Genomic DNA, 24,142 nt, shown 5'->3' with positions numbered 1-24,142 from the left:
TCCGCCAACTGGAGAAAAAAATTGTTAACTCAGGGTTTGTTTACAGCCCTACCTCAAAAGACAGTTGTTGAGATCAAGAATTCAGGTAACTGAGATTTTAGAAATTTCTAAGGAATGCGTTTGATGTTTTTGAAATCTGGTTTGCGCTTTTCAAGAAACGCGTTTCGCCCTTCTTTCGCTTCATCGGTCATGTAGGCGAGGCGAGTAGCTTCACCGGCAAAAACCTGTTGACCTACCATGCCATCATCCGTGGCGTTCATGGCAAACTTCAGCATTTTTATAGAGGTTGGCGACTTGGCCAAAATTTCCTGCGCCCATTCAAAGGCAGTATTCTCGAGTTCCTCGTGAGGAATCACAGCGTTGACCATGCCCATATCGAAAGCTTGTTGAGCAGAGTAATTTCTGCCGAGGAAGAAAATTTCCCGGGCACGCTTTTGCCCGACCATTTTGGCGAGGTAGGCCGATCCATAGCCACCGTCAAAGCTGGTCACATCGGCATCGGTTTGTTTGAATATGGCGTGTTCTTCACTCGCCAGTGTGAGATCGCAAACGGTGTGCAGACTATGCCCACCGCCAACTGCCCAGCCGGGCACTACAGCAATTACCACCTTGGACATGAAGCGAATCAGTCGCTGCACTTCCAGGATGTTGAGTCGTGGCATTCCGTCATCGTCCACGTAGCCTTGATGGCCACGAGCGTTTTGGTCGCCCCCGCTGCAAAAAGCCCAGCCACCGTCTTTTTCAGATGGTCCTTCGCCCGAGAGCAAAACGACTCCGATGGAAGTGTCCTCGCGAGCATCTACCAGTGCTTCAAACAACTCTGCTACAGTTTTTGGACGAAAAGCATTGCGCACTTCAGGGCGATTAAATGCTATTCGTGCCACACCATCAGCTTTTTTATAGGTGATGTCTTCGTATTCTTTTACTGTTTTCCACTTGATGCTCATAACTCCGGGGGTTAATATGAAAATTAGGAGCCGCAAGATAAAAGGAAACGCAGACTTTGCAGTTTGCACAGAGCAAAAAATGAAGCAGAGGCAGTTTGTCGAGATGAGGATAAGTCTCAAGGATTTTGTAGAGAATATTCCCGGGTCAAACTTAGCTCTTTACGGAGTCTGGCGCTGAACAGCCCAATAAGCGCAGAAGCTGGAAAATTCAAGGGGCATGGCATCAATTTGGGATAGATTCTAGTGAATCAAAAAAACAGAATCAAGATTATGAGTGCTATAGAAGACAAAATTAGAGGAAATTGGAACCAAATAAAGGGAAAGCTCAAAGAGAAATACGGACAGCTTTCCGATGATGATCTGCAATACGCAGAAGGTCAGGAAGACCAATTAATCGGAAAAATTCAAGAGAAAACAGGAGAGTCAAAACAGCAGATCAAAGACTTTATCGATAAGCTTTAATTTTTGGCGCTTTTTTATTGCAAAGGAATCCCGGCTTCATGCCGGGATTTTTTTATTTATGAAATCAGGACTTCTGCATCCTGTTCTTTCTTTTAAACGTTGATATTGATTACTTTTGCAAATCTAATATCGAGTGTAGAATGTTCTCAAAAGCTTGCGAATACGGCATCAGGGCCACTCTTTACATTGCCTCCAAATCTTTGGATGACGAACGCGTGAGTTTGCGCGATATCGCCAAAGAAATAGATTCTCCAGTGGCTTTCACCGCCAAGATCATGCAGCAAGTTTCTAAAAGTGGTATTGTAAAATCCACCAAGGGTCCTTCAGGCGGCTTTGAAATCGCCAAAGCAGATCTTAAGAAAATCAAGCTGGCCAGAATTGTGGACGCTATCGATGGTGACTCTATTTACCGTGGTTGTGCACTCGGTCTGAATGAGTGCGATGCAAACCATCCATGCCCTGTTCACTTTCAGTTTGTCGCTATTCGCGATGAGTTGAGCCAGTTGCTCAACACAACTTCACTCTACGAAGTAGCCACCGGTTTGAAAGACGGTATAACTTTTTTAAAGAGGTAGAAAAAAATTTTCAAGTAAAAAGGATAAATTTGTCCTAAAATAAAGTGTTTTCGTTTTATGAAACAGATAGAGAGTAGGGGAGACATTGAAAAAATCGTAGATGAGTTTTACGACAAAATCCAGAAGGACCAACTCCTTGGACCGATATTCAATGGAGTGATAAGAGATCGGTGGCCGGAGCACCTGGACAAGATGTACCGATTTTGGGAAACAATTTTGCTCAATAATCACGTCTATTCGGGAAGTCCTTTTAAGCCTCATGCCAAACTACCGGTAGAACAAAAGCATTTTGACCGATGGATGGAACTGTTCAGAGAAACGGTCTACCGATACTTCGAAGGACCAAAAGCCGATGAGGCGGTAGAGCGAGCGGGGAAGATGGCCACCATGTTTATGTACAAAATCGACTACTTCAGAGACAATCCAAAAGATGCAATTTTATGAAGCTACGAATTGCCACAGCTTCAGTTTTTCTGTGGATTGGCTTCGTCTGTGCCATCAGCTTTATGGATGCGTGGCTCAAATTCAAAGCACCTGGAATTGATCTGAAACTCGGACTTGGAATTGGAAGGCTGGTTTTTGGAGCACTGAATAAGGTAGAGTGGGTTTTGGCCCTCGCGATTGTTGCCGATGTGCTTCTGGCCAAATCGAGGATGTTAAAATCAAGAAACCTCTTTCCAGCCCTGGCTGTGACAATTCTACTGATTCAAACCTTTTGGCTCTTGCCTGAGCTCGACTCCAGAGCAGAGTTAATCCTACAGGATGAGGCCGTTCCTGAATCTGGTCTACACATTTTCTATGTGATTGTAGAATTGATCAAAGTCGTGAGTCTCGTCATTTTTGGAGTTCAATTATTAAAACAAAATCATCATGTCAGAAATACTAGATAAAATCTCGCAAAAGTATTCCCAACTGGGAGAGAATCCCGAGAATTACCTGAAGGGATTGTATCACGCTAAACCGGTTACATACTGGGATTATGTAGAGGTGGAAACGCTGATTTCGCTTCAGCGACCGCGCACAGAATTCAAAGACGAAAAGATTTTCATCATGTATCATCAGGTTACCGAGCTAATGCTGCAGATGATGCTTCACGAAATGGAGCAAGTTGTGGATGAGGAGAAACCCGATGAAGACTTTCTGCTCAGCAAGGTGGACAGGCTAAATCGTTACACGAGCATGCTGATTACTTCGTTTGACATCATGAAATACGGCATGGATTACGATGACTACAACCAGTTTCGATACACGCTGACTCCTGCCAGTGGTTTCCAAAGCGCGCAATTTCGTTTTATCGAAATCTACTGTACACGACTTCAAAATCTGGTGAATGAAGCGGGTCAAAAGCACCTTCCGAATAATCCTTCCATCGACCAGATTTTTGAAAATATTTACTGGAAAGATGCAGGTCGCGATCGAAAAACAGGTGAAAAGACAATGACTCTCAGACTGTTTGAGGAGAAGTACGAGAAGGAATTGAAATCGCTGGCCAGGTCTGTTAGTGGAAATTCTATCGAAGAAAAGCTACTTCAAATCACTGACCCTTCGGAAAAATTATCAGCAGCTTTTCGTGAATTCGATTACCTCTACAACGTGGAGTGGCCAATGGTTCACCTCGAAACTGCCCAGCACTACCTCGATAAAAAAGGCGAGAACAAAGCAGCTACTGGCGGTTCGGAGTGGAAGAAATACTTGCATCCAAAATATCAGCAACGAAAATTTTTCCCATCGCTTTGGAGCGAAGAGGAGATTGAGAACTGGGGCGATGGAGTCAGGAAATAGCTAAACCTGTAAATGATTTAAATTTTTGTCGGACACGACACAAAGCTGCTGTTATTTCATTTGTAAATTTGAGTTTCGGTTTTTGTTTTTAGGCGGTATTGCGCTTGGTGTGTTGAATACAAACTCTGATCTTTGACAGTAGTCATAAATTTTGGTGATCCCAAATTGCGTTGTGTGTTGATTACAAGCTCTGATCTTTGACAGTTCTCGCATTTGTGCAATTGCTTAAAACAAGTTGTGTGTTGATTACAAACTCTGATCTTTGACAGTTGAATTTGATTTTTCTTGCTCAGTGAGTAAGTTGTGTGTTGATTACAAACTCTGATCTTTGACAGTTCCTTTGCCGGACGCTGTATGTAGTCCATTGTTGTGTGTTGATTACAAACTCTGATCTTTGACAGTGATCGCCAACAACCAGACGGTTGAGATTAAGTTGTGTGTTGATTACAAACTCTGATCTTTGACAGTTGGGCGCAATGCTGCTACTACTCTTGACACGTTGTGTGTTGATTACAAACTCTGATCTTTGACAGTTCCACTCCGAAAGGCTCCATGGTAGCTACAGTTGTGTGTTGATTACAAACTCTCATCTTTGACAGTATACATTGCTATTCACCCCGGTAACTTTGCTGTTGTGTGTTGATTACAAACTCTGATCTTTGACAGTTGCGGAAAGGAGTACTACGCACAAACGATTGGTTGTGTGTTGATTACAAACTCTGATCTTTGACAGTATCAACTCTACAGGCGTTGTCGAATTTGAGTTGTGTGTTGATTACAAACTCTGATCTTTGACAGTTCTTCGCGCAATTTCTCACGTGTCCATTTTGTTGTGTGTTGATTACAAACTCTGATCTTTGACAGTCAGCGAGCAGATGACAGACGAGCAGGCTAGTTGTGTGTTGATTACAAACTCTGATCTTTGACAGTATTAAAGGGTACGTCACTATACGATGGCTAGTTGTGTGTTGATTACAAACTCTGATCTTTGACAGTCCCCCGCAATTTCAGCTCCTTCAGTTTCAGTTGTGTGTTGATTACAAACTCTGATCTTTGACAGTCTTCCATGAGAATGTTAAGCCACTTGTATTGTTGTGTGTTGATTACAAACTCTGATCTTTGACAGTACCAGACAGATGTCGATGTAGACTCGGTAAGTTGTGTGTTGATTACAAACTCTGATCTTTGACAGTGTCCAGCTCTCTGTACTACCTTCAGGTATAGTTGTGTGTTGATTACAAACTCTGATCTTTGACAGTACTTGAATGATTGATACTATTAGCACGGTGTTGTGTGTTGATTACAAACTCTGATCTTTGACAGTAATGGCAGACAAAACAGAACAGATGACGGAGTTGTGTGTTGATTACAAACTCTGATCTTTGACAGTTGGTGGAGCTAATTCATCAGCTCCATTCGGTTGTGTGTTGATTACAAACTCTGATCTTTGACAGTGATACGGTAACGCCTGTCGCATCTTCTGGTGTTGTGTGTTGATTACAAACTCTGATCTTTGACAGTGAACGAGGTGATGGCTAGCATCAATATTTAGTTGTGTGTTGATTACAAACTCTGATCTTTGACAGTTAACCGTGTTATCAAATTGCGGTTTAATACGTTGTGTGTTGATTACAAACTCTGATCTTTGACAGTTCGTTCCCGATAAATTCGTACTGAGAGTGAGTTGTGTGTTGATTACAAACTCTGATCTTTGACAGTCTTTTGCTATGTGTTCCAAAGCCGCGTCTGTTGTGTGTTGATTACAAACTCTGATCTTTGACAGTCAAGTTACAACCACTGACAGCGTGCCAACAGTTGTGTGTTGATTACAAACTCTGATCTTTGACAGTCGTAAACTTTACCATTCCTTACCGTGAATGGTTGTGTGTTGATTACAAACTCTGATCTTTGACAGTAACTAGGATAATCGCTAGTTGTCCACTCTGGTTGTGTGTTGATTACAAACTCTGATCTTTGACAGTCACTTTGGTTCATTCCTGTTTTTTCTAGTTGTTGTGTGTTGATTACAAACTCTGATCTTTGACAGTAGCGCCTCGAGGGACAGTTTCATGCGTTCAGTTGTGTGTTGATTACAAACTCTGATCTTTGACAGTTATATCTCCGCAGGGTGACACCCGTACGCTGTTGTGTGTTGATTACAAACTCTGATCTTTGACAGTATCAAGTCCCAAATGTGACTGTTATACTGTTGTTTAGATCAATATCTTGTCAAAGAAATTAAGTCCTGACTGATTAAATTCAGTTGGGACATTTCATTTTTCAGAACATCTCTAATTGTTGAGGTGGAGCGGAAAGTAGTTTTACATCTTTTCCAATGAAGTTCACAATATCTCCATATTGCTTATCGGTGATCATCATGACACTAATTGTCCCCTTGGCAGGAATAATGTTTTTTACTCTTTTTATGTGAACCATTGCACTTTCTCGACTAGCACAGTGGCGAGTATAGACACTGAACTGCATCATTGTGAAACCGTCACCCATTAATCGTTTCCTGAAAGTTGCATAGGCTTTACGGTCCTTCTTAGTATCCGTGGGTAGATCGAAAAAGACAAATAACCACATAACTCGGTAGGCATTAAGTCGTGAGTGCCTTATTGACATGTGCTACAATACGGGGAAGACTATCTTATTTGTTTCATTTTCAAAGCATTTTACTAATGATGAACTAGTCTCACTTAAGGCAACCATTAGTGGACGCTTCTTTTTACCAATTTGGCAATCCACTGTTAACACTTTTATTAGTTCAGCTTTCTCTTCTTTGCCTAAGTTCTCGCAGTCTAAACCACTTTCGAGCATAGACAGAACAATTAAATCCACGTAGGGTCGGTAAGGCTCCATTATATCATCTGCAAGGCAAAACGAGTTATATCGATTTCTGTGATGAATTCCCTGGCTTACTAATAATCCGCTGCCAGACAGAGCCCTTGCGACTGCAGCTCTCAAAACGATATATCCGTAATTCAAAGCTGGATTTGGAGAATCCCCATCTCTTCTTCTTTGAAAATCCGAACCTAAAAAACTAGTCCAGTACCTCGATGCAGCTTGACCTTCAATATTGTCGGGATCACCTGAGCGTACTTTTTTGCTGAGATGAAGTAGTGGTTCCGCATTTTTCTGTGTCAATTTTAAAGCGTTAGCCTGATTGCGGATCTTGGCTTTAACTGTTTGCTTCCATAACTGCTTTTTTCGAGGAGAGCTGGCATTAATTTGGTTTCTAAATCGCTCTGTTTGAATAGTGTTCGAATCCAGATTCCAAAGCATCGAAACAGGTAAATAATTTCTATTGCAGAAGACTACCGCCACATTTTGTTCAGACATCTCCTGAACGAAGGCTTGTGAGAAAGTGATTTGCGGATGCTCTAAAATTACCAACCCAATATCTTCTGAGGGGACAGTTCTTACCGAAGCATCATCTTTTGACTTAATAGTCAATTGATTATTTGATACGCTTAGGTGATAGGCATTTCCAAAAAAGAGACTTTTCTTTAGCATTTCTCAATCCTCCCTAAGCGCAAAAGCTGTACTTTAATTGGATTGAGAGTCTTCCATTTTTTAAAACTGGCAATTCTCAACTCTTCATTGGGATTAGTCAGTGATGTAGCAACATGATGTCTAAAGCTATAATCTCCCAAGGAAAGTTTTTGAACTCGATACAGGTAATCGCAAAGTGTTGCGCTATCAGATTTCATTTCTTCAAATTGATCATCTGTTAAGCCAATAATGAACAGGTCATTAATTTGAAGCTTTGCTATTATCCTTTCAGCCTGATTCAGCTTGTCAATTTGCAACCCTTGAACTTTCTTTTCAACTGCACTCCAAAGGGAAATTACTTCATCGGTCCATTTTCCATCGTGGTCTTCGTAAATTATTGTCATATAATTATTTTGAGGGTTGACAAATTGATTTACACCTTCCTTGAGCTTCACAGCGTTTCCAATTGTTTCACGCATCCTTACTTTTCGAACTGGAATAGGATCCCCATTTTTATTCTTCAAATAGATTTGAGGTATTCTCTGGTTTTGCTCATTAGTCGTGAAGTAGACATTTTTTTTGTCTTCAGTTGATAGGTCGGTGAGCTTCCAGCCATTCGGCAAGTCACCATTCTCAAGTTTTTCTGCTGGGTACAGCTCTTTAATCCTGTTTTCGATAGCTTCTCTAACTCTTTGACTAACAACCTTTTTTAAATGCTTGTCATTTTGAATCGTATCGATTGGCTTGCGGACGTGGTACTTTTTATTGCCATATTCATCGAGATGTTCTCCATAAACGGTTTCCTTATGAAGTTCTCCTCTTGCAGACATTCCCATTCCATAAATTTGCTTTCCATCAATTGTGAAAGGAGATCCATTAGGAAGGAAAAGCTTCTTCTTCACTTTAGAAACTACACGATCTCGTTTATCGTGATAAACCAAGACACTGTCCGTTGCGACCTTTGCATCCATCCAAAAGTTTTCCCACGGTCGTTCAAGTTGGTTTTCCTTACGATACTTTATGTTTTTCCTCTCATATCCTTCTCCTAAAAGAGTCGAGAGTTTTTGCAAATACCCTTTTTTCGCAGTTGCAGCAACAAGAGCATCTATAGCATGATGACGATGATCGTCTCTTTCTTTAATAGGATATAGAATTTCATCTTTTACATTCCCTCTAACTAGTTTTCCCTTTTTAGCTAATGCATCTGCATCTTTTTTCCCGGACTTAAACGACCATGCTCTAGCCTCAGTCACGTTACCTTCTTTATCGATGGCTGCCTGGTATTCACCATCTGGTAATTCAAGGGGGTAGGTTTCGCCAAGAATTCCATCGAGACCCCAGAAATAACGGAGTAGGGAAGTGGCTCCTCCCTGAATGACGTCTACTTTTTTACAGGCTTGTTGTAGATATTGAGCCGAAACCTTGGAAATATACCTGGTATCGTTAAGCTGTCTTTCAATAAAACTATCTGCGTCCGGATTTCTTTCAGAAATAAACCTTTTTGCTTTATGGTAGGGGAGGATTTTGAAGATTCGACTTTTCAATGACTCCCAGTCTCCACCAGTTTTTTCAAAATATTGAAATGGTGTTTTGTTTCCTTTCAAACGGTTTGTATCTGCATCACACAAGGTCTTATTAGCCAAGCTGTTATTGAGTGAAATACTGTAAGGAATGATGTGTTCTATCTGAATATAACCATCATTTGAAAAGAGTTGAGAGAGACTAAAGGTCTCTTCTGGGTTGAAAGGGTTAACAGCCACACCATCAGACACTTCAATCTCCTTGAAAAGCTTCAGCTTAGTAATGTTCTCAACAGTATGAGGTAAATCAAACTCGTCTAGTTTAGCTTTGATCTCGTCATTTTCAGTCTCCCTTTCTTGCTGTTGTTTTCGGATTTTGTCCCTTTCGCTTTTACTAGCTTTCAAATCCCGGGCAAGTTCGATGTTTACCTGGTCAGGTTTTCCATACTCTTTGACGATTGCATTATAAAGTTTCCTTAGCTCATAAAGAGCTTTCATCACTATCGGATTTTTGACATTCTCAGGTTCAGGAAGAAAACTCAAAGATCCATCCCCTGTTTCTCGAACGCTGTGATGGTATAGCTTCTTTAGTCCTTTTTCATCTATTGCGTATTCATCTCTGAGGAAGTTCTCTATTCTCGTAGTGGACTTTCCTTTTTCGCCATTCTTGGCAGCACTAATCACATTATCCTCAAAAAATGAGATTTCTTTTTCAGAAAGTCTCTCAAACTTGCTATTCATTGCTGCTTTTGCTCCTGCTAGCAAAACAGCTTCGTCATATTGATATCCTTTCTTGAGAAACTCTATGATTTTTCTGGTGGCCTTTCTGCTTAGGTTGCTGTAACCATCGGCTAACTTGAATGCTTTGAACTTTGATTTATCCTTATCGGATAATTCAAACTTCAGCAAATAATTGTCTAGCCATTCTGGATCTTCCGCAGTGTATTTCACATGCCATATATCTTCCTGCTCTTTCTGACTGAATTTGTTCCACTTGTCTTTAAAGATCTTCCTGAAATTTGCTGTAGTAGGTGAACCTGGGAATTTGTCTTCCTCTTTGAAGTTAAATAACTTCGATTCAGCTTTTTTCCCAAGCTTTCCAGTGATTTTTTTGAAATCAACTTTTTTATCAGAGCTCAGAAGTAGTTCTGTAACAATACTCCGCTCCTCATCATTCAGCGGTCTGTTTTCGAATTTGATGTTGTTCGCATTTTGAAAGGCACGATACTCTTCGAAATCTAGTGTAGAAAGTGGAGAAACTGATTTGTCCGTCTCAAAGGAACAATTCCCAAGTAAATGTTTCGATGAGCGCAAGGGTCGTTGATAGAAAAGAATACCATTTTTATCTGTTTTGCTTTTGTGTCTGCCGCCCAGTTTTTCATAAAGGTCGGTTGTCAATATATCAAGGTAGAATTGACTTTGCTCTTTCCAAATAAGGTCAAACTCATCCTGATACATTGACCTAAGAGTGTATCGATTTCTTCTTCGCTCTTCATGAGGGTTTTGGAAGTAAAGGTAATTCCCCAATGTCTTGAAAGATTCAACACCTTCTTTAGTTTGATTTATTCCGATTTTACCTTCTTCAGGCTTTCCTTCATAGATCTTTCCTTCATCTTGATCTTGCAAAGTTTCTCTATAACCTCTTCTCTGAGCAAAATGGTACAAAACTCTTCCAAGTTCAAAGAGCGATAGTTTCGCTCCTTCGAACGCTTTGTGCCGCAATGTATAAGGGTCAGGCATGAAAAAGCTTCTCAATTCTTCGCAAAGCACAACTTGTCGAATTAAGTCTTGCCACTTTTGTCTGAAACTTTTGTTTTGATTTCCGGGAAAGTACTTTTTGTGCAAGTCGTTAATATCAGGAAACATTCCGTTTGCCATTAACTCCTTGACAAGGATTTCCTTTCGCATTTTTCTTCTGAAATTTTGTCTTCGTGACTGACGCTTTTCTCGTCTAGTAGCATTTTTAGAAACTTCTTTTGTGCCTTTCTCTAGATTTACTCCCATCGGGAAAACCACAGATCCCATTCCCAATATTTTTTCATCTTTCTCATTAACCAGTGCCCAACCGATTGAATTTGAACCGAGATCAAAACCAAGTTTTTTCATAGTAGTATTTTGTTATATTTGCTTCGTAATCTTCACACAATAAGGCTATATGCCGAAGGTTTTTAACCTATGAGTTCCGCTTCTGGTGGAACTCTTTTTGTTTGGTCAAATCTCATTATAAAGAACTTCGAGTATTTGAGAGTTTTCAATAAACTATTCCGTGAGATTTGTGAGTTGAAAGCATTATTTCAAGTTGCTCAATTTAGCAAAATGTATAAGGATCTCCATCATGAGGATTGGCTTGTTTCTTTCAGGTTTTATAATTATACCATGTGGAGCGAGAAAGAGATTGAGAACTGGGGCGAAAAAATAGAGAATGAGAGCAGTCATGCCATAGGAGATTCACAAACTGGGTAATGATCGATCAGCAGGCTTAGTTTTCTTGCTCTTCCTGAGTATTGTTCAAGCAGAGTGGGGATTAAGACTGATTTTTATCTTTTCAATACTCTAAACTTTCAGAGCCAGGCAGTAGGGAATCCTCTACCTCAGAGCGGTGAGCTTTCCAGCAAACTTCCAGTCTATCAACAAAGTCGGAAGGTGAATCAAAGTAGCACCGGTGACCCTTGAGCGTACCATGCCGTTTCATAAAGTCCTGTTGTTTCTCAATGAGTGAGAAGAAGAGAATTTTTTCCTGTGGATCGGAAAATGAACCTTTGCGCTCTTCGATAGTCTTTTTCAAGACCTCCAAATCGTGATGAAGCCCCAGCAAATCGGTGATGTCGTGAAGTTCATCTTCGTAAGCTTCAATTGCCTGTGGCCATACCCGGTTGATCACATCTACCTGGTATCGCAGGTATTTGGCTCTTTTTCGCCATTCGTGAATTTCTTCGGCAGCGCCATTTTCTTCGGCTCTTTTCTTGCCTTTTCTGCCGCGTTTATAGGTTCTCTTAATGCCAGATTTGATATCGTCAAAACCAGCGATTTCTATTCTCCAGCCAGGAATCTCTTCTAGTTTCTCCACCAGTTTCTCTTCAATATTGGTGAGGCACTTTTGCACTTCAAAAGTTTTCTCAGCTAGTTCATCGCGATAGTTTTTTAGATCCTTTTCCAACTCCAGGAATGAGTTCTGATAAAGGTTTTCATCGTACTGTTCTTTTATCAATTCCAGCGTTTCGAGATTGGACACGCTGTCACGAACATCAGAAATGGTCCGGCCGAGATCGCGGAAAAACTTGTTCTCTTCATCGTAAAAGTCGATTGAATCTCTTACCAGACGAAGACAAGCGCGAACTTTTTTGAAGGCCTTTCGAGATTCATGCACTGCTTTATGTTTCTCTTCATAGTTTTTCGCTGCATCGATAAATTTCAATGCTTTTTCACATTGGTCAATCATCAATCTTTTGAGACCATCGGAGAAATCTTCAGTGTATTTTAATTGAATGCTCATATCTGGAAAACAAAGAGTTATGAGGAGGGTTCAGAGGGCCGTGTTAAGTTTTTGGGTGATGCGTGGAGTTTCAACAGATGACTTCCTTTGAATCTCAGTGAGCAAGAGACTGAGAGTTTTATATGAAAATATCTTTATCTATCTTGACCTTCATTCTACTCAGATGACTAACACAGCGAAACTCATGAATGATAAGTGGAGCAGAAAAAAGATTGCGAATAAAATGTCTTCGAAAATTGTAAAGACTTTTGATACCAAAGACGAGATTATCTTGCGCGACTACCTCGCCATGCAGCGGACTACGCTTGCCAATGAACGGACACTTTTTTCGTACATCAGAACAAGTCTATATCTGGTTTTGGGTGGTATTGGATTGCTGGAGGTAGAACAGTTCGAAAATCTGCGCTGGGCAGGCTACGTGGCTCTGGGAATCAGTGTCTTTCTTTTGATCTACGGCATTGTCCGGTACATCGTTTTGAGAGTTAAACTAAAGAAGTTTTACGATTCTATTGGTCTCAACGAGGAGCAGCTAGAACGGATAAATAACAGGAATCAGGAAAGTGGCGAGTAGCCAGAAAATGAGATTGAGAGGCAATCCGATTTTGAGAAAATCCCTGAACTCATATTTACCCACACTGTAAACCATCGTGTTGGTTTGGTAGCCGATGGGAGTCATAAAACTCGCACTGCCGGCAAAGGTGATGGCCATCAAAAATGGCAGTGGGTCGAGGTCGGAGGATTGCGCAAGTGAAATTGCAATTGGAGCCAAAAGTGCGGCTGCAGCATTGTTAGACATGGTTTCAGTGAAAACAGAAGTGACGAGGTAGAGCACGGAAATCACGACCACAGGACCGTATTGAGCAGCGATTTGATTTTCAATGAATGCAGCAACCATCTCACTCAGACCAGTTTTATTCATGGCTGCTCCCAGGCTCAGGGCGCCTGCCAGGAGGAAGATGACTTTCCAGTCGATGGCCCGATAGGCTCGCTCCATTTTAATGATCCCCATGAGAACCAGCACAAAAATGCCGGCAAATGAGCCAATAACGATGGGCACAATTTCGAATGTTGCCAATAGAATAATGGCCAAAATGACAGCTCCCACTTTCAGTAGATTTCCCTTATTCACATTTTCAATTCCACTTTCACTAAGCGATAAAAATGGAGCAGTTCGCTTTCTCTCAGCCTTGTAAAGCATTTTATTTCCTTCCCTGTTGGTCTGGAGCAAGAGCACATCACCCGGACGAAGAACAACGTCTCCGAGGTCTTCGAATTTTTGTCGTCCCCTTTGTCGAATTCCCAATACACGCGCCTGGTACCGATCGAAGAAATCGAGGTCATCCAGTTTTTTGTCCACCAATTCGGAATTGGGCATGATCACGATTTCGAGCACCTTGGTAGCCTCTTCGGGAAATTGCCGGTCGCTCAGGGTTTCTGACATTTCCAGCAACTCGTTTTTCATGATGTTTTTGATGTGCTTCAGGTCGCCACTCACCAGCAGAGTATCGTTCTTTTTCAACTCAAAATCGGGTTGGGGTTTCTTGTGCACCTCACCATCGCGCATAACTCGTTTCACTTCGATTTTTTCTTCCTCATCAGTGTCAAAAATTTGATTGATGGTGATTTTCTCCTCTTCCTTTTCCTCACCCTCCTGATATTCATTGATTCTTTTGATCACCTTGATCTCTGACAGGTAGTCTTTCACGCTGCTATCTTCCTCAAACTCTTCAAGGTTTTCCCTTTTGGGAAGGAGTTTATTAGAGAAGAAAATCAGATAAATTACACCTACAGCGAAAAAGATCAGTCCCAGAGGTGCGAACAGAAACATAGAGAAACCTTCGAGGCCATTGTTTCTGGCGATACCGTCAACCAGTAGATTTGTTGAAGTACCGATCAGCGTGCAGGTGCCTCCGAAGATAGCTCCGAATGAAAGCGGAATTAAATACTTGGAGGCGTGTTTATTGTTTTTCCTGGCGGAATCAGAAACGATTGGGATAAAAGTGGCCACTACGGGTGTGTTGTTAATAAAGCCCGAAATGATTCCTACAAAAGAGCTCAAACTTAGGATCGAGCGTTTGTATCCTTTCGACAGCAGTCTTCTAAAAAACGGACCTACACTCTCTATGATTCCAGTCTTTATGAGAGAGTCGCCCAACACAAACATGGCAGCCACGGTGAGCGTTGCAGTATTTGAAAAGCCTTCGAGGCTTTCTGAAGGCTCCAAAACTCCAGTTAGTACGAATGCCACCATGATTCCTACAGCAATGTGATCTACGGAAAAATACTCAGTGGCAAAGAGCACAAAGGATATCACGATTATGACAAGGGTGATGATAGCGTGAAGGTCCATATAATATCAAGATCTAAAATCAACAGCTTAGTTAGACTGGTCCATAAGGACTAATGCGGTAAATTTCAAAGTAACATTTTTGATCGTTTCAGTTATATATTCTGCGGATTAAATACAGAAAAGTAATCATGGCGGTACTATCGTGCAAGCTTTTCCAGAGTAGTGCATGCTTTGGAATTTTCATCATGAAGAATTTGGCAAAGATTAGTCGTGGGTGTGAAGTATTGTTGATCAGTAAGTTATCTGGTTGACTTAGTTTTTTTAACTTAGTACGTTTAGGTGGTCTTGACTGAGAAATTTAATTTTGCAGACTTGAAGAAGATCTACGCATATATGATGTTGCTTGTTTTTACAGGGTTTATGGCCGGAATCGCGGTCGACTTCTCGCTGTATCTCAAGTTTATCAATGCTGGCTGTGAGGTTGAAAATATGACCATACTTCCTGAAGAATGTCAGGAGGAGTCCGGTTCTTCTTCGAGTGATGGCGAGTTTCAGGTACATCAGGTGCCGGAAGAGCTGCTCGAGCTTTCTTTCTTTTATTTTTCAGAAGAGACATCTCTGGATCAGATTTCTACTAATCTAGAAAATGGGTTTTACGAAATTCCCTATTCCCCTCCCGAACGGCTTTAAATAGCTCTGAATAGAGCAGATGGCCGAGTGCCTTTTTTCTTTCATCGCTTTTCTTGAAGCGATGTCTTTCACTTTATCTAGTTTTTAAATCAAATAATCAGTTTACAAGCCTGTTTCACAGGTGCTTCACTTTGTAACTTCAATAAGAATAATATGAGTTCAGATAATAAATTCAGTCCATTTAAGAATTTTAAAGACGACATACCTGCGAGTATTGTGGTCTTTCTGGTGGCCGTACCACTTTGTTTAGGAATTGCTCTCGCATCGGGAGCGCCTCTCTTCTCGGGCTTGATTGCCGGGATGATCGGTGGAATTGTAGTCGGAGCTTTAAGTGGTTCTTCGCTCGGTGTGAGCGGACCTGCTGCCGGACTGGCAGTAATCGTACTCAACGCCATCCAGGATCTTGGAGCATTCGAGATTTTTCTTGTAGCGGTGGTTCTTGCCGGAATCATTCAATTCATTCTCGGCCTGGTTCGAGGTGGAATTATTGCCTACTATTTTCCATCATCTGTCATCGTTGGGATGTTGGCCGGTATTGGAGCCATCATCTTTTTGAAGCAAATCACTCTGGCCTTCGGAATCGCAGATGCTGAATCCGGAGCTGTTTTCGATGAACACGGTATAATCGGAGGAATACCTTATCTGGCGGAGCTCATTCGCCCTGCAGGGTTAATCATCACCGCAGTTTCACTTGGAATTCTCCTCTTGTGGGAAACGAAATTCATCAAAAACATAAAAGGGATGAAAATTGTCCCTGGGCCGCTGGTAGCTGTGATTGTGGGTTCTTTGTTGGCTTACTACTTTGGGATGAAAGGTGGTCTTAAATTGCCGAATGAACTCATGGTTCAGATCCCTGAATCTGAAAGTATTGATGGGTTCTTCAATAACTTTACTTTTCCTGATTGGAGCGCACTGGCAAACACCGAAATCTACGTGACTGCAGTAATCATTGCTGTAGTGGCAAGTCTCGAAACGCTACTTTGCGTGGAAGCTACCGACAAAATTGATCCACACAATCGTGTGACACCGACCAACAGAGAGCTGAGAGCTCAGGGAATTGGTAATGTTGTTTCCGGTTTGATCGGTGGACTGCCGATTACTCAGGTGATTGTTCGTAGCTCGGCCAACATTCAAACGGGTGGTAAAACAAAAGCTGCGGCAGTGATTCACGGTTTCCTTATCCTGGGAAGTATCATTGCCATTCCGCACTTACTAAACATGATTCCATTGGCCACTCTCGCTGCTATCCTGATGGTAGTCGGATTTAAGCTTGCTCGCCCGTCAGTTTGGAAGAAGCAGTTTGCCAACGGTATGCGCGCATTTGTACCGTTTGTTGTAACTGTTCTTGGAATTGTATTTACTGACCTACTCACTGGTCTTGCAATAGGTTTGGTGGTCGCTGTGATTTTCTTGCTTTACAACAATTATCGAGTGGCGTATGCGCTCAACAAACAAGATAATGGAAGTGGAAAAGAGTTTAAAATTAAACTCGCTCAGGAGGTGACTTTCCTCAATAAAGCAACAATTCTGAAGACTCTCGATGAAATTCCAAACGACAGCAAAGTGGAGCTAGACATGTCAGAAACACAGTACATCGATCAGGATGTGCTCGAGGTGATTGAGAACTTTAAGAAAAGTGCTACTAATAGGAATATCACTCTTACTCTTGTTGATCTCTACAAAGAAAGAGAGAAGCAGGCTCCTGATCACATCACAGTTACGGTCAACGACCAGAATCAAAAAATTCAAAAAGAAGTAATCGAACCGGGGGACAACTAGCTTTTTGTCCACTGTGTGTTACAAAGTGAACCGGGAGATTTGAAATCATTTCTCCCGGCTTCTTTTTGTCTCAAATGCCCATTTTAATGAAACAAAGAATATTACTTTCCAAAAGAAGGCGAGGACTTTTCATGCTGCTGATTTTTGCAGTTTGTAGCCTGTCGTCACTTGCCCAGCAACCACCGTCAGAAATCGGCAACTGGCTGATGTATTTTGGTCAAAATCGAATCTCTGAAAAGCTCAGTGTTCATACCGAATTTCAATACCGAAATCACACGGCACTGCCGGTGAATGTCGAGCAACTCATGATTCGAACCGGATTGAATTATCACCTGAATGAAAATGCTTTTGTAACTGCAGGCTACGCCTACATTCCGTCATACGTTTACGATTCTGAGCAGTCTGCTCCGGAGCAGGAAGAGCACAGAATCTGGCAGCAGTTGATCATGAACAACTATCTCGGTAGAGTGAAATTTGAACACCGCTACCGGGTAGAACAGCGCTGGGTAGATGACGACTACCGCAACAGGTTTCGCTACAGGCTCATGGCTTTTATCCCACTCAACAAAAAGCAGATGGGACCTAAGGCGATTTTCATTGGGCTTTACGATGAAATATTTGTGAATGGGGAACAGGTGTTCTTCGACCGAAACAGAGCCTATGCAGCTCTGGGGTACCAGATAAATGCGGCTACTCAGGTGCAGGCCGGCTTGCTGCATCAACAACAATCAAACTTCGGAAAACGGTATCTCCAATTCACACTGGTTTACAATCCGGATTTTAGAAGAGATTGAATTTAAGCGAGTATCAAAAACATAAAAAAAGCCTTCAACCGATAAAGTTGAAGGCTTTTTTGTTTGATCTATTTATTAGAGATTATCCTCTTACTTGTCCTGTACCGAGCACGTAATATTTGTTGGTCACCAACTGCTCAAGTCCGAGCGGACCGCGGTGGTGAAGCTTGTCGGTACTGATGGCCAGCTCGGCTCCAACGCCCATTTGACCACCGTCTGTAAATCTACTTGAAGCATTTTGATAAACAGCAGCACTGTCAATTTGCTCCATAAATTTCACTGCTTTGTCAGTGTCCTCTGTAAGGATAATCGATGAGTGACCTCCAGAGTACTTGTTGATTTTCTGGATGGCGTCTTCGAGGCTGTCAGCAGCTCCAATTACAGCTTTCATCGCCAAAAACTCTTCGTACCAGGTATCCTCTGCAGGCACTTCTTCTTCTTCAGAAATAATTCCTTTCACATCTGAGCTCGCCAGGATTTCCACATCGAGGTTTTTCAGTGTGTCGCGAAGATCTTTCACCTTTCCTTCAAAATCTTCGATGTTTTTATCAATCAAAATTTTATCGAGGGCGTTGCATCCAGAGATCTTGTCGGTCTTGGCGTTGATCATCACTTTTTTTGCCTTTTCCCAGTCGGCATCCTTCTCGACAAAAGCGAAGTTGTTTCCGCGACCGCTTACCAATACAGCTCCCGTGGCATGCTCTTTCACAAAAGCAATAAGTTTTTCTCCTCCTCTTGGCACAATCAGGTCGATGTGCTCTGATGGGTTCTTGAGGAACTCCTGGGTTTCGGTGCGGTTCATTTGAAGCATTTCGATCCAGTGCTTACCAAGACCGTTTTCTTCAAGTGCTTCGTGCCAGCATTCTACCAATTTTTTATTGCTGTGCTTGGCTTCTTTACCACCTTTCAGGAAGATCTTACTGTTGGCTTTAAATGCCAAAACAGCTGCCTCGATAGTAACATCCGGACGAGACTCATAAATGATCATGATCGTTCCGAAAGGGGCAGTTTTATTGGTGATCTTCAAGCCGTTGTCCAACGTTCTGTCGCTGATCACTTTGCCCACAGGGTCTTCCTGATCCATCACCTCTTTTACGGCCTGGATCATTCCGTCAACTTTTTTCTCGTCAACAATGAGTCGATCGTACATCGCCTGGTCGTCCCTGTCGAACTCATCCAAGTCTTGCTTATTGGCTTTAATAATTTCGTGGCGCTTTTTATCCAGAATATTCATCATGGATTTCAAAACGCTATTTTTCTTTTCGGTGCTTAAAAGCTCCATATCTATTTATCTGTTTTTTTAATTCTACAATATTTGTTTGCCCGACTTGCGGACATCACTTCCATTTAATTATTCCATATCACTGTCATCAGTGAACTTCGTGCCCACTTCTTTGCCATCGACAATATCCAGAATCACACGGTCTTGCTTGCCGTTAGCAATAAAGGTCGGAATGTTCTTGGCAGCTGTGCTTTTGGCCACTCCGAGCTTCGATTCCATTCCACCGCGACCTTCACCATCTGCCTTTTCATTTTCCTGAATATACTTTTCAACAGGTTGGTCAGGTGTCACATGGTTCAAAAGTCTAGATCCGGCATCATCAGGATGCCCGGTGTATAGTCCATCTATGTCGGTGAGCAAAATGAGCATATCTGCACTCAGCAGCTCAGCTACCAGACTTGCCAATTCGTCATTGTCCGTAAACATTGACATGCTCAGCGAAACTGCATCATCCTCGTTGGCGATAGGAACAATCCCTTTAGACAGCAGTCCTTCGAAACAGTTCACCAGGTTTTCTCTGTGCTTGCCAGGAGCGAAGTCCCGTTTGGTGGCCAACACCTGTCCGCATCGCATTCCAAAATCGTGGAAGATGCTGTAGTAGTGGCGCATCATGCGCGGTTGGCCAACAGCCGAATAAACCTGTCTGCGCACTGTCGGGTCTTCAATGTCCTCGATTGTGTTTTCATCGAGAACCTCTTTCCCGGCAATTACTGAACCCGAAGAAACGAGAATGGTCATCACGTCCTCTTCGTAGAGCTCTGCAATTTGCGCAGCAAGATTTCGAAGTACTGGTCCTAAAATTCGATTGTCTCGATTGGTCATCACATTAGTGCCGACTTTTACGACAATTCGTTTTGGTCTTGTATGTTGTTCAGAATTCATGGTCATTAGGCGTTTTCTTTACCGAGTTCTACCGCTCTGTTGAATGCAGCATAAGCGGCTTCCTCAATAAGATCTTTCACATTATTATCTTCCATAGAATCTAACGCAGCACGGGTAGTACCACCTTTTGATGCTACTCGATCCATCCATTTTTCGGGACTGAGGTCAGAGTTGTTGAAGAGTTCAACTGCACCGGCAAAAGTCTGTCCTACCAATACTTTTGAGTCGTGCTCAGTGAAGCCCATTTTCAAGGCTGCTTCGAGCATTGAGTGCATAAAGTAGAAAATATAAGCCGGACCACTACCCGAAATTCCAGTTGAAGCATCCACGTCATTTTCACTGTCGAGTTTTACTGATCGTCCGGTTGTATCGATGAGATTTTCAACAGTCAAAAGCTCCAGACGAGTTACTTCATCTGAGGCTGTGAATGATGTCAAACCTTTTCCGATTTGTGCTGGCAAATTAGGCATTGCTCGAACCACCTTGGTAACGCCCAGGCCTTCTTTCACGTGAGCAATCGTAACACCTGCCATGATAGAAACAATGATTTGTTCTTTACCTGTGTATGGTTTCATCTCTTCAAAGAGATCATCGCAGTGATAAGGTTTCACTGCTACAAAGATTATGTCCGCTTGAGGAACACAGTCTTTCACATCTTCGTAAACATCGAAGTTGCTAACTTTTTTCAGCTCTGTTGTTTTGTCGGCTGATTTGTCCAGAATCATGAGGTCGTCTTTCCTCAAGTATTCCGATTTTGAAATGGCCTGCGCATAGGCAAGACCCATATTACCTGCTCCAATGACAAGTACTCTCATTACGTTTGTTGGTTTTTATGAAAATTAAATTTCCGCAAAGTCGCGGTTGATTACTAGTTAATTTCGATTTCCTGAAGTGCAATCTTTGTGCAGAAGGAAGGGTGGAAGTGTAGTTGTTCGGGCTCAAATCCCCGTGATTTGTACGGTTCGCAACGTTTTCCTGACAATTGCTAAAATTGGCCCGCTTGCTACCAACTGACAGGTTGTAGAAAAAACGCCCCACATTCCCGACAGATAGTCGGGTTTCCTGCAAATAAGGCACCTCGGGCCAAATAGAATATTTTGAATGGTCTGATATTTCTTTAAAAATGTCGCTCTCGATCATTTCACGAAAATCAGTTTTTGGGTTTCTACTTTTGTTTTGAAGTTTCCAAAGGCCACCGTTGCCGATTTCCCATCTAACTGAATGACTTCGCCAGTTTGCTTGCTGTCGCGAAGCTTAACGAGTGAACCGACTACAATTTTGGCGATATTCTTTTCGCGTTTCTTTGCCTTTTTGGGCTTCGTAGTTTGCTTTTTCAGTCTGGCCTTTTTCTTCTCTTCCTCAATCTTTGCCTTTTCCATAGCCAGAAATTTTTTCACTTCAGTGAGCGTCTGCTTTGTGTTTCCTGGCTTTGTGTACTCCTGAATGAACTGATCCATCTTTTTGCCTTTGTGCAGATACTTGTTGTTGCGCTCAATCATTTTCTGCTGCACCTCGTGCTTTTCATCGAGTCGTTTTTTTCGCTTTTCGAAACTCGACTTTGCTTCTCGAGCAGCTGCTTTCGCCTCTTCCAGTTCTGTTTTGAGGCTTTGCATCCGCGATTTGTCTTTTTGCAAATCACTAAGCAGCTTGTCCATCAGCACCGTGCTGTCTTTGAGGTTTTCTTTTGCCTTCTCGATGAGTTCCATCGGGATGCCGTTGATTTGAGCAACTTCAAAAGTGAAAGAACTTCCGGGCTGGCCCACTGAGAGTTTGTAGGTGGGCTCTAGCGATTCTCGGTCGAAAAGCATGCAGCCGTTCATCGCATTTTTGAGGTTGGCCGCTTTCAGCTTGATGTTGGAGTAGTGGGTGGTGATCACACCAAAGCTCTTTTTGTTGTAAAGCGCTTCGAAGAATACCTCCGCCAGTGCACCTCCAAGTTCAGGATCGGATCCGGTTCCAAATTCATCCAGAAGCAAGAGTGTCCGTCTGTTGGAAACTTCCAAAAAGTGCTTCATCCGCTTTAGGCGATAGGAGTAAGTGCTGAGCTGGTTTTCTATCGACTGATTGTCACCAATATCTGTGAGCACTTGCTGAAAGAAGCTCATCTTGCTGTTGGAGTTTACTGGAACCAGCAATCCGCTTTGCAGCATCACCTGTAGCAAGCCTACTGTTTTCAGAGTGATCGACTTTCCCCCGGCATTGGGCCCCGAGATGACGAGCATTCTGCTGAACTTGTCCATTTTGAGTGACTGAGGTTCGGTTTTAAGGCCCGACTTCCTGTTGTTCAAAAGCAGCACAGGGTGAAAAGCATCGATCAGCTCAATGTGCGGCTGGTCGCCAATGGCAGGTAGGTCGGCATCCAGCTCTAGTGCAAGTTTTATTTTTGCGTTCGTAAAATCCAGCTCTGTGAGCACTTCCTGATAGCCAATGATCAGATCGAGGTGCTGGCTCATCTCGGCTGTCAGCTCCTTGAGAATTCTGAAAATTTCTTTGCGCTCATCATCGTAGAGCATTTCGAGCTCGTTGTTGGGGCCGATGTTCGACTGTGGCTCAATGTAAGTGAGCGACCCAGTTTTCGAAGAGCCGAGTACGTTTCCGCTGATTTTCCTCTTGTGAGAAGACTCCACTGAAAGCACTCTTCTGTTGCTGAGGTAGGCTTCTTTCATATCCGAAAGAAATCCCTGTCGCTGGAGCTTTTTGACTTCCTTGTCGAAATTCTGATTGATCTGCCTTTTGACATTCCCAATATCCTTTCTGATTTCATTGAGTTTAGGCGAGGCAGTGTCTTTGATTTTGCCTCTTTTGTCAAAGACTTTCTCAATCGGCACAGTCAGATCTTTGGTGTAGCGGATGCGTCCAGCAAGCTCACAGAGGAGCGGAAAATCTTCCTGCCGACCCTTGAAAAACTGCACAATGTCATTTCCGAGTAGGGACGCGCGCAAAATGTTTAGAAAAGACTCTTCTGAAAGTGCTGAGTCGCGCACTTCCAAAAGCCTGATTTCGTCTTTCAATTCTTCGAAATCGAGAGCTGGAAAAGTTTCCCCCTCGATGCGGATTCGATGAAACTCCTTGCTTCGCTGAAGTTCTTTATCGAGTGCTCTGAAAGAATCGATTGGAGAGAGGTCGACCATTCGCAAGCGAGCAGTTTCGCCAATGCAGAAGTCGTGCAGCATCAGACGGATGACGTCAAACTCAAGGTCGTTGCTCACACGTTGGTCGAAATTTTTCATCTACCGTTCTTCTTCAGTTTTTTGTTTATCAATTCCAGAACACCATCCGTATCTCCGGTGTGAATCCAGTGATAGGTTTCGTCTTTTCTGAGCCAGGTGAGTTGTCGCTTTGCAAACCTGCGCGTGTTCTTTTTTATTTCTTCGATGGCCTCTTCGCGACTCAACTCACCATTCAACCAACTAAAAAGTTCTTTGTAACCCACTGTGTTCAGCGCGTTCAGATTTCTTTTTGGAAAAAGTGATTCAGCTTCATCGATCAAACCGTCCTCAATCATCTGATCCACACGCATGTTAATTCTTTCGTAGAGCAGTTTCCGATCTGTGTAAAGTGCCACTTTCAGAATGTCGAAAGGTCTTTCTTTGGCCGTGTTGGCGCGAAAACTCGAGAATGGTTTTCCAGAAGCTCTGCAAACTTCCAGCGCTCGCACTAACCGTTGAGGATTTTGCAGATCAATTTTTTGATAAAATGCGGGGTCTCTCATTTTGAGCTCTTCCTGAAGTACTTCAATACCTTCCGTTTTGAGCTGATTATTGAGGTTTTTCCTTTCTTCGTCACTTTTTGGCAGATCATCCAATCCCCGGCAAACGGCATCCACGTAAAGTCCAGAACCGCCTGTCAGCACGGCTATCGATTTTTTTGAAAAGATTTTTTCGAGCTTTTGTAAAGCGTCTCGTTCGAAATCACCAGCCGAATAGTCATCATCCACAGGGAGAAAGTCCACAAAATGGTGAGGAGCCTGTTCGCGCTCTTCCTCGGTTGGCTTCGCTGTGCCAATGCTCATTTCTTTAAAAAACTGACGGGAATCTGCTGAAACGATTTCGGTGTCGAAATGATTGGCGACATCGATGGCCATTTTAGTTTTCCCAACGGCTGTAGGGCCAGAAATTACAACGAGAAGAGGTCGGTTTTTTTTCATCGAT

General features: G+C 42.5%; 20 protein-coding genes and 1 CRISPR repeat array. Of the genes, 9 read left to right on the top strand and 11 right to left on the bottom strand.

The window, feature by feature from the left end; all coding sequences use genetic code 11:
* Window positions 1-107: 107 nt before the first annotated feature.
* On the bottom strand, window positions 108-947 hold the full coding sequence (locus ABHV44_RS04235) for a 1,4-dihydroxy-2-naphthoyl-CoA synthase (RefSeq protein ID WP_459073413.1): 840 nt from the start codon (window positions 945-947) through the stop codon (window positions 108-110).
* A gap of 270 nt (window positions 948-1,217) precedes the next feature.
* On the opposite strand from ABHV44_RS04235, the gene ABHV44_RS04230 reads away from it, so the two are divergent.
* The 5 genes from ABHV44_RS04230 to ABHV44_RS04210 all read left to right on the top strand — a co-directional run bounded on the left by ABHV44_RS04230 (window position 1,218) and on the right by ABHV44_RS04210 (window position 3,766).
* Complete coding sequence (locus ABHV44_RS04230; RefSeq protein ID WP_459073412.1) at window positions 1,218-1,409, top strand: CsbD family protein; 192 nt, start codon at window positions 1,218-1,220, stop codon at window positions 1,407-1,409.
* A 140-nt stretch (window positions 1,410-1,549) separates the two neighbouring features.
* The gene (locus ABHV44_RS04225; protein ID WP_459073411.1) at window positions 1,550-1,984 is read left to right on the top strand and encodes an RrF2 family transcriptional regulator; all 435 of its coding nucleotides are present in this window, start codon (window positions 1,550-1,552) and stop codon (window positions 1,982-1,984) included.
* 57 nt (window positions 1,985-2,041) lie between these two features.
* Window positions 2,042-2,428 (top strand): group III truncated hemoglobin, encoded by a 387-nt coding sequence (locus ABHV44_RS04220; protein WP_459073410.1) that lies wholly within the window; start codon window positions 2,042-2,044, stop codon window positions 2,426-2,428.
* The gene (locus ABHV44_RS04215) at window positions 2,425-2,874 is read left to right on the top strand and encodes a hypothetical protein (protein WP_459073409.1); all 450 of its coding nucleotides are present in this window, start codon (window positions 2,425-2,427) and stop codon (window positions 2,872-2,874) included. The genes ABHV44_RS04220 and ABHV44_RS04215 overlap by 4 nt, the downstream gene beginning before the upstream one ends.
* Window positions 2,855-3,766 (top strand): tryptophan 2,3-dioxygenase family protein, encoded by a 912-nt coding sequence (locus tag ABHV44_RS04210; RefSeq protein WP_459073408.1) that lies wholly within the window; start codon window positions 2,855-2,857, stop codon window positions 3,764-3,766. Before ABHV44_RS04215 ends, ABHV44_RS04210 begins: the two co-directional genes overlap by 20 nt.
* Window positions 3,767-3,870: 104 nt before the next feature.
* Window positions 3,871-5,946: a CRISPR direct-repeat array (repeat unit 36 nt; unit sequence GTTGTGTGTTGATTACAAACTCTGATCTTTGACAGT).
* 100 nt (window positions 5,947-6,046) lie between these two features.
* On the opposite strand, the gene cas2 is transcribed toward ABHV44_RS04210, so the two are convergent.
* The 4 genes from cas2 to ABHV44_RS04190 form a co-directional block, all read right to left on the bottom strand.
* Complete coding sequence (gene cas2, locus ABHV44_RS04205; RefSeq protein WP_459073407.1) at window positions 6,047-6,352, bottom strand: CRISPR-associated endonuclease Cas2; 306 nt, start codon at window positions 6,350-6,352, stop codon at window positions 6,047-6,049.
* A gap of 42 nt (window positions 6,353-6,394) precedes the next feature.
* Complete coding sequence (gene cas1, locus ABHV44_RS04200) at window positions 6,395-7,282, bottom strand: type II CRISPR-associated endonuclease Cas1 (protein WP_459073406.1); 888 nt, start codon at window positions 7,280-7,282, stop codon at window positions 6,395-6,397.
* Window positions 7,276-10,887, bottom strand: coding sequence for a type II CRISPR RNA-guided endonuclease Cas9 (gene cas9, locus ABHV44_RS04195; protein ID WP_459073405.1), 3,612 nt, complete (start codon window positions 10,885-10,887; stop codon window positions 7,276-7,278). The genes cas1 and cas9 overlap by 7 nt, the downstream gene beginning before the upstream one ends.
* Before the next feature lie 439 nt (window positions 10,888-11,326).
* Window positions 11,327-12,274 (bottom strand): CHAD domain-containing protein, encoded by a 948-nt coding sequence (locus tag ABHV44_RS04190; protein WP_459073404.1) that lies wholly within the window; start codon window positions 12,272-12,274, stop codon window positions 11,327-11,329.
* 184 nt (window positions 12,275-12,458) lie between these two features.
* Between ABHV44_RS04190 and ABHV44_RS04185 the strand changes: the two genes are divergently transcribed.
* Complete coding sequence (locus tag ABHV44_RS04185) at window positions 12,459-12,845, top strand: DUF202 domain-containing protein (protein WP_459073403.1); 387 nt, start codon at window positions 12,459-12,461, stop codon at window positions 12,843-12,845.
* Here the strand turns inward: ABHV44_RS04185 and ABHV44_RS04180 are convergent.
* Window positions 12,804-14,624, bottom strand: coding sequence for a sodium:proton antiporter (locus tag ABHV44_RS04180; protein WP_459073402.1), 1,821 nt, complete (start codon window positions 14,622-14,624; stop codon window positions 12,804-12,806). The genes ABHV44_RS04185 and ABHV44_RS04180 overlap by 42 nt on opposite strands.
* Window positions 14,625-14,936: 312 nt before the next feature.
* On the opposite strand from ABHV44_RS04180, the gene ABHV44_RS04175 reads away from it, so the two are divergent.
* From ABHV44_RS04175 to ABHV44_RS04165, 3 genes are all read left to right on the top strand, one after another.
* A complete protein-coding gene (locus ABHV44_RS04175; protein WP_459073401.1) occupies window positions 14,937-15,254 on the top strand; it encodes a hypothetical protein in 318 nt (105 codons plus the stop codon).
* 153 nt (window positions 15,255-15,407) lie between these two features.
* Window positions 15,408-17,033, top strand: coding sequence for a SulP family inorganic anion transporter (locus ABHV44_RS04170; RefSeq protein ID WP_459073400.1), 1,626 nt, complete (start codon window positions 15,408-15,410; stop codon window positions 17,031-17,033).
* Window positions 17,034-17,119: 86 nt separating this feature from the next.
* Window positions 17,120-17,827, top strand: a complete 708-nt coding sequence (locus ABHV44_RS04165; RefSeq protein WP_459073399.1) for a DUF2490 domain-containing protein — start codon at window positions 17,120-17,122, stop codon at window positions 17,825-17,827.
* Between the two features lie 82 nt (window positions 17,828-17,909).
* On the opposite strand, the gene ABHV44_RS04160 is transcribed toward ABHV44_RS04165, so the two are convergent.
* The 5 genes from ABHV44_RS04160 to miaA all read right to left on the bottom strand — a co-directional run bounded on the left by ABHV44_RS04160 (window position 17,910) and on the right by miaA (window position 24,138).
* Entirely contained in the window at window positions 17,910-19,109 is a 1,200-nt protein-coding gene (locus ABHV44_RS04160) for a glutamate-5-semialdehyde dehydrogenase (RefSeq protein WP_459073398.1), read from the bottom strand.
* Between the two features lie 69 nt (window positions 19,110-19,178).
* On the bottom strand, window positions 19,179-19,991 hold the full coding sequence (proB, locus tag ABHV44_RS04155) for a glutamate 5-kinase (protein WP_459073397.1): 813 nt from the start codon (window positions 19,989-19,991) through the stop codon (window positions 19,179-19,181).
* Between the two features lie 5 nt (window positions 19,992-19,996).
* Window positions 19,997-20,806, bottom strand: a complete 810-nt coding sequence (gene proC, locus ABHV44_RS04150; protein WP_459073396.1) for a pyrroline-5-carboxylate reductase — start codon at window positions 20,804-20,806, stop codon at window positions 19,997-19,999.
* 321 nt (window positions 20,807-21,127) lie between these two features.
* Window positions 21,128-23,221, bottom strand: a complete 2,094-nt coding sequence (locus ABHV44_RS04145; RefSeq protein WP_459073395.1) for an endonuclease MutS2 — start codon at window positions 23,219-23,221, stop codon at window positions 21,128-21,130.
* On the bottom strand, window positions 23,218-24,138 hold the full coding sequence (gene miaA / locus ABHV44_RS04140; protein ID WP_459073394.1) for a tRNA (adenosine(37)-N6)-dimethylallyltransferase MiaA: 921 nt from the start codon (window positions 24,136-24,138) through the stop codon (window positions 23,218-23,220). The genes ABHV44_RS04145 and miaA overlap by 4 nt, the downstream gene beginning before the upstream one ends.
* Window positions 24,139-24,142: the final 4 nt, after the last annotated feature.

Source organism: Halocola ammonii (genome assembly GCF_049334165.1).
In the GTDB taxonomy this organism is placed as follows: domain Bacteria; phylum Bacteroidota; class Bacteroidia; order Flavobacteriales_D; family Sanyastnellaceae; genus JBEGHD01.
Note: the sequence above shows the minus strand (reverse complement) of the source record. Positions and strands in the feature narration are given on the sequence as shown.

Coding starts and splice junctions, on each gene's coding strand:
- proB (WP_459073397.1), bottom strand. CDS start 19,991: ATGAATTCTGAACAACATACAAGACCAAAACGAATTGTCGTAAAAGTC.
- ABHV44_RS04210 (WP_459073408.1), top strand. CDS start 2,855: ATGTCAGAAATACTAGATAAAATCTCGCAAAAGTATTCCCAACTGGGA.
- ABHV44_RS04215 (WP_459073409.1), top strand. CDS start 2,425: ATGAAGCTACGAATTGCCACAGCTTCAGTTTTTCTGTGGATTGGCTTC.
- ABHV44_RS04220 (WP_459073410.1), top strand. CDS start 2,042: ATGAAACAGATAGAGAGTAGGGGAGACATTGAAAAAATCGTAGATGAG.
- cas2 (WP_459073407.1), bottom strand. CDS start 6,352: ATGTGGTTATTTGTCTTTTTCGATCTACCCACGGATACTAAGAAGGAC.
- ABHV44_RS04185 (WP_459073403.1), top strand. CDS start 12,459: ATGAATGATAAGTGGAGCAGAAAAAAGATTGCGAATAAAATGTCTTCG.
- proC (WP_459073396.1), bottom strand. CDS start 20,806: ATGAGAGTACTTGTCATTGGAGCAGGTAATATGGGTCTTGCCTATGCG.
- ABHV44_RS04230 (WP_459073412.1), top strand. CDS start 1,218: ATGAGTGCTATAGAAGACAAAATTAGAGGAAATTGGAACCAAATAAAG.
- ABHV44_RS04160 (WP_459073398.1), bottom strand. CDS start 19,109: ATGGAGCTTTTAAGCACCGAAAAGAAAAATAGCGTTTTGAAATCCATG.
- cas9 (WP_459073405.1), bottom strand. CDS start 10,887: ATGAAAAAACTTGGTTTTGATCTCGGTTCAAATTCAATCGGTTGGGCA.
- ABHV44_RS04225 (WP_459073411.1), top strand. CDS start 1,550: ATGTTCTCAAAAGCTTGCGAATACGGCATCAGGGCCACTCTTTACATT.
- ABHV44_RS04170 (WP_459073400.1), top strand. CDS start 15,408: ATGAGTTCAGATAATAAATTCAGTCCATTTAAGAATTTTAAAGACGAC.
- miaA (WP_459073394.1), bottom strand. CDS start 24,138: ATGAAAAAAAACCGACCTCTTCTCGTTGTAATTTCTGGCCCTACAGCC.
- cas1 (WP_459073406.1), bottom strand. CDS start 7,282: ATGCTAAAGAAAAGTCTCTTTTTTGGAAATGCCTATCACCTAAGCGTA.
- ABHV44_RS04190 (WP_459073404.1), bottom strand. CDS start 12,274: ATGAGCATTCAATTAAAATACACTGAAGATTTCTCCGATGGTCTCAAA.
- ABHV44_RS04180 (WP_459073402.1), bottom strand. CDS start 14,624: ATGGACCTTCACGCTATCATCACCCTTGTCATAATCGTGATATCCTTT.
- ABHV44_RS04145 (WP_459073395.1), bottom strand. CDS start 23,221: ATGAAAAATTTCGACCAACGTGTGAGCAACGACCTTGAGTTTGACGTC.
- ABHV44_RS04165 (WP_459073399.1), top strand. CDS start 17,120: ATGAAACAAAGAATATTACTTTCCAAAAGAAGGCGAGGACTTTTCATG.
- ABHV44_RS04235 (WP_459073413.1), bottom strand. CDS start 947: ATGAGCATCAAGTGGAAAACAGTAAAAGAATACGAAGACATCACCTAT.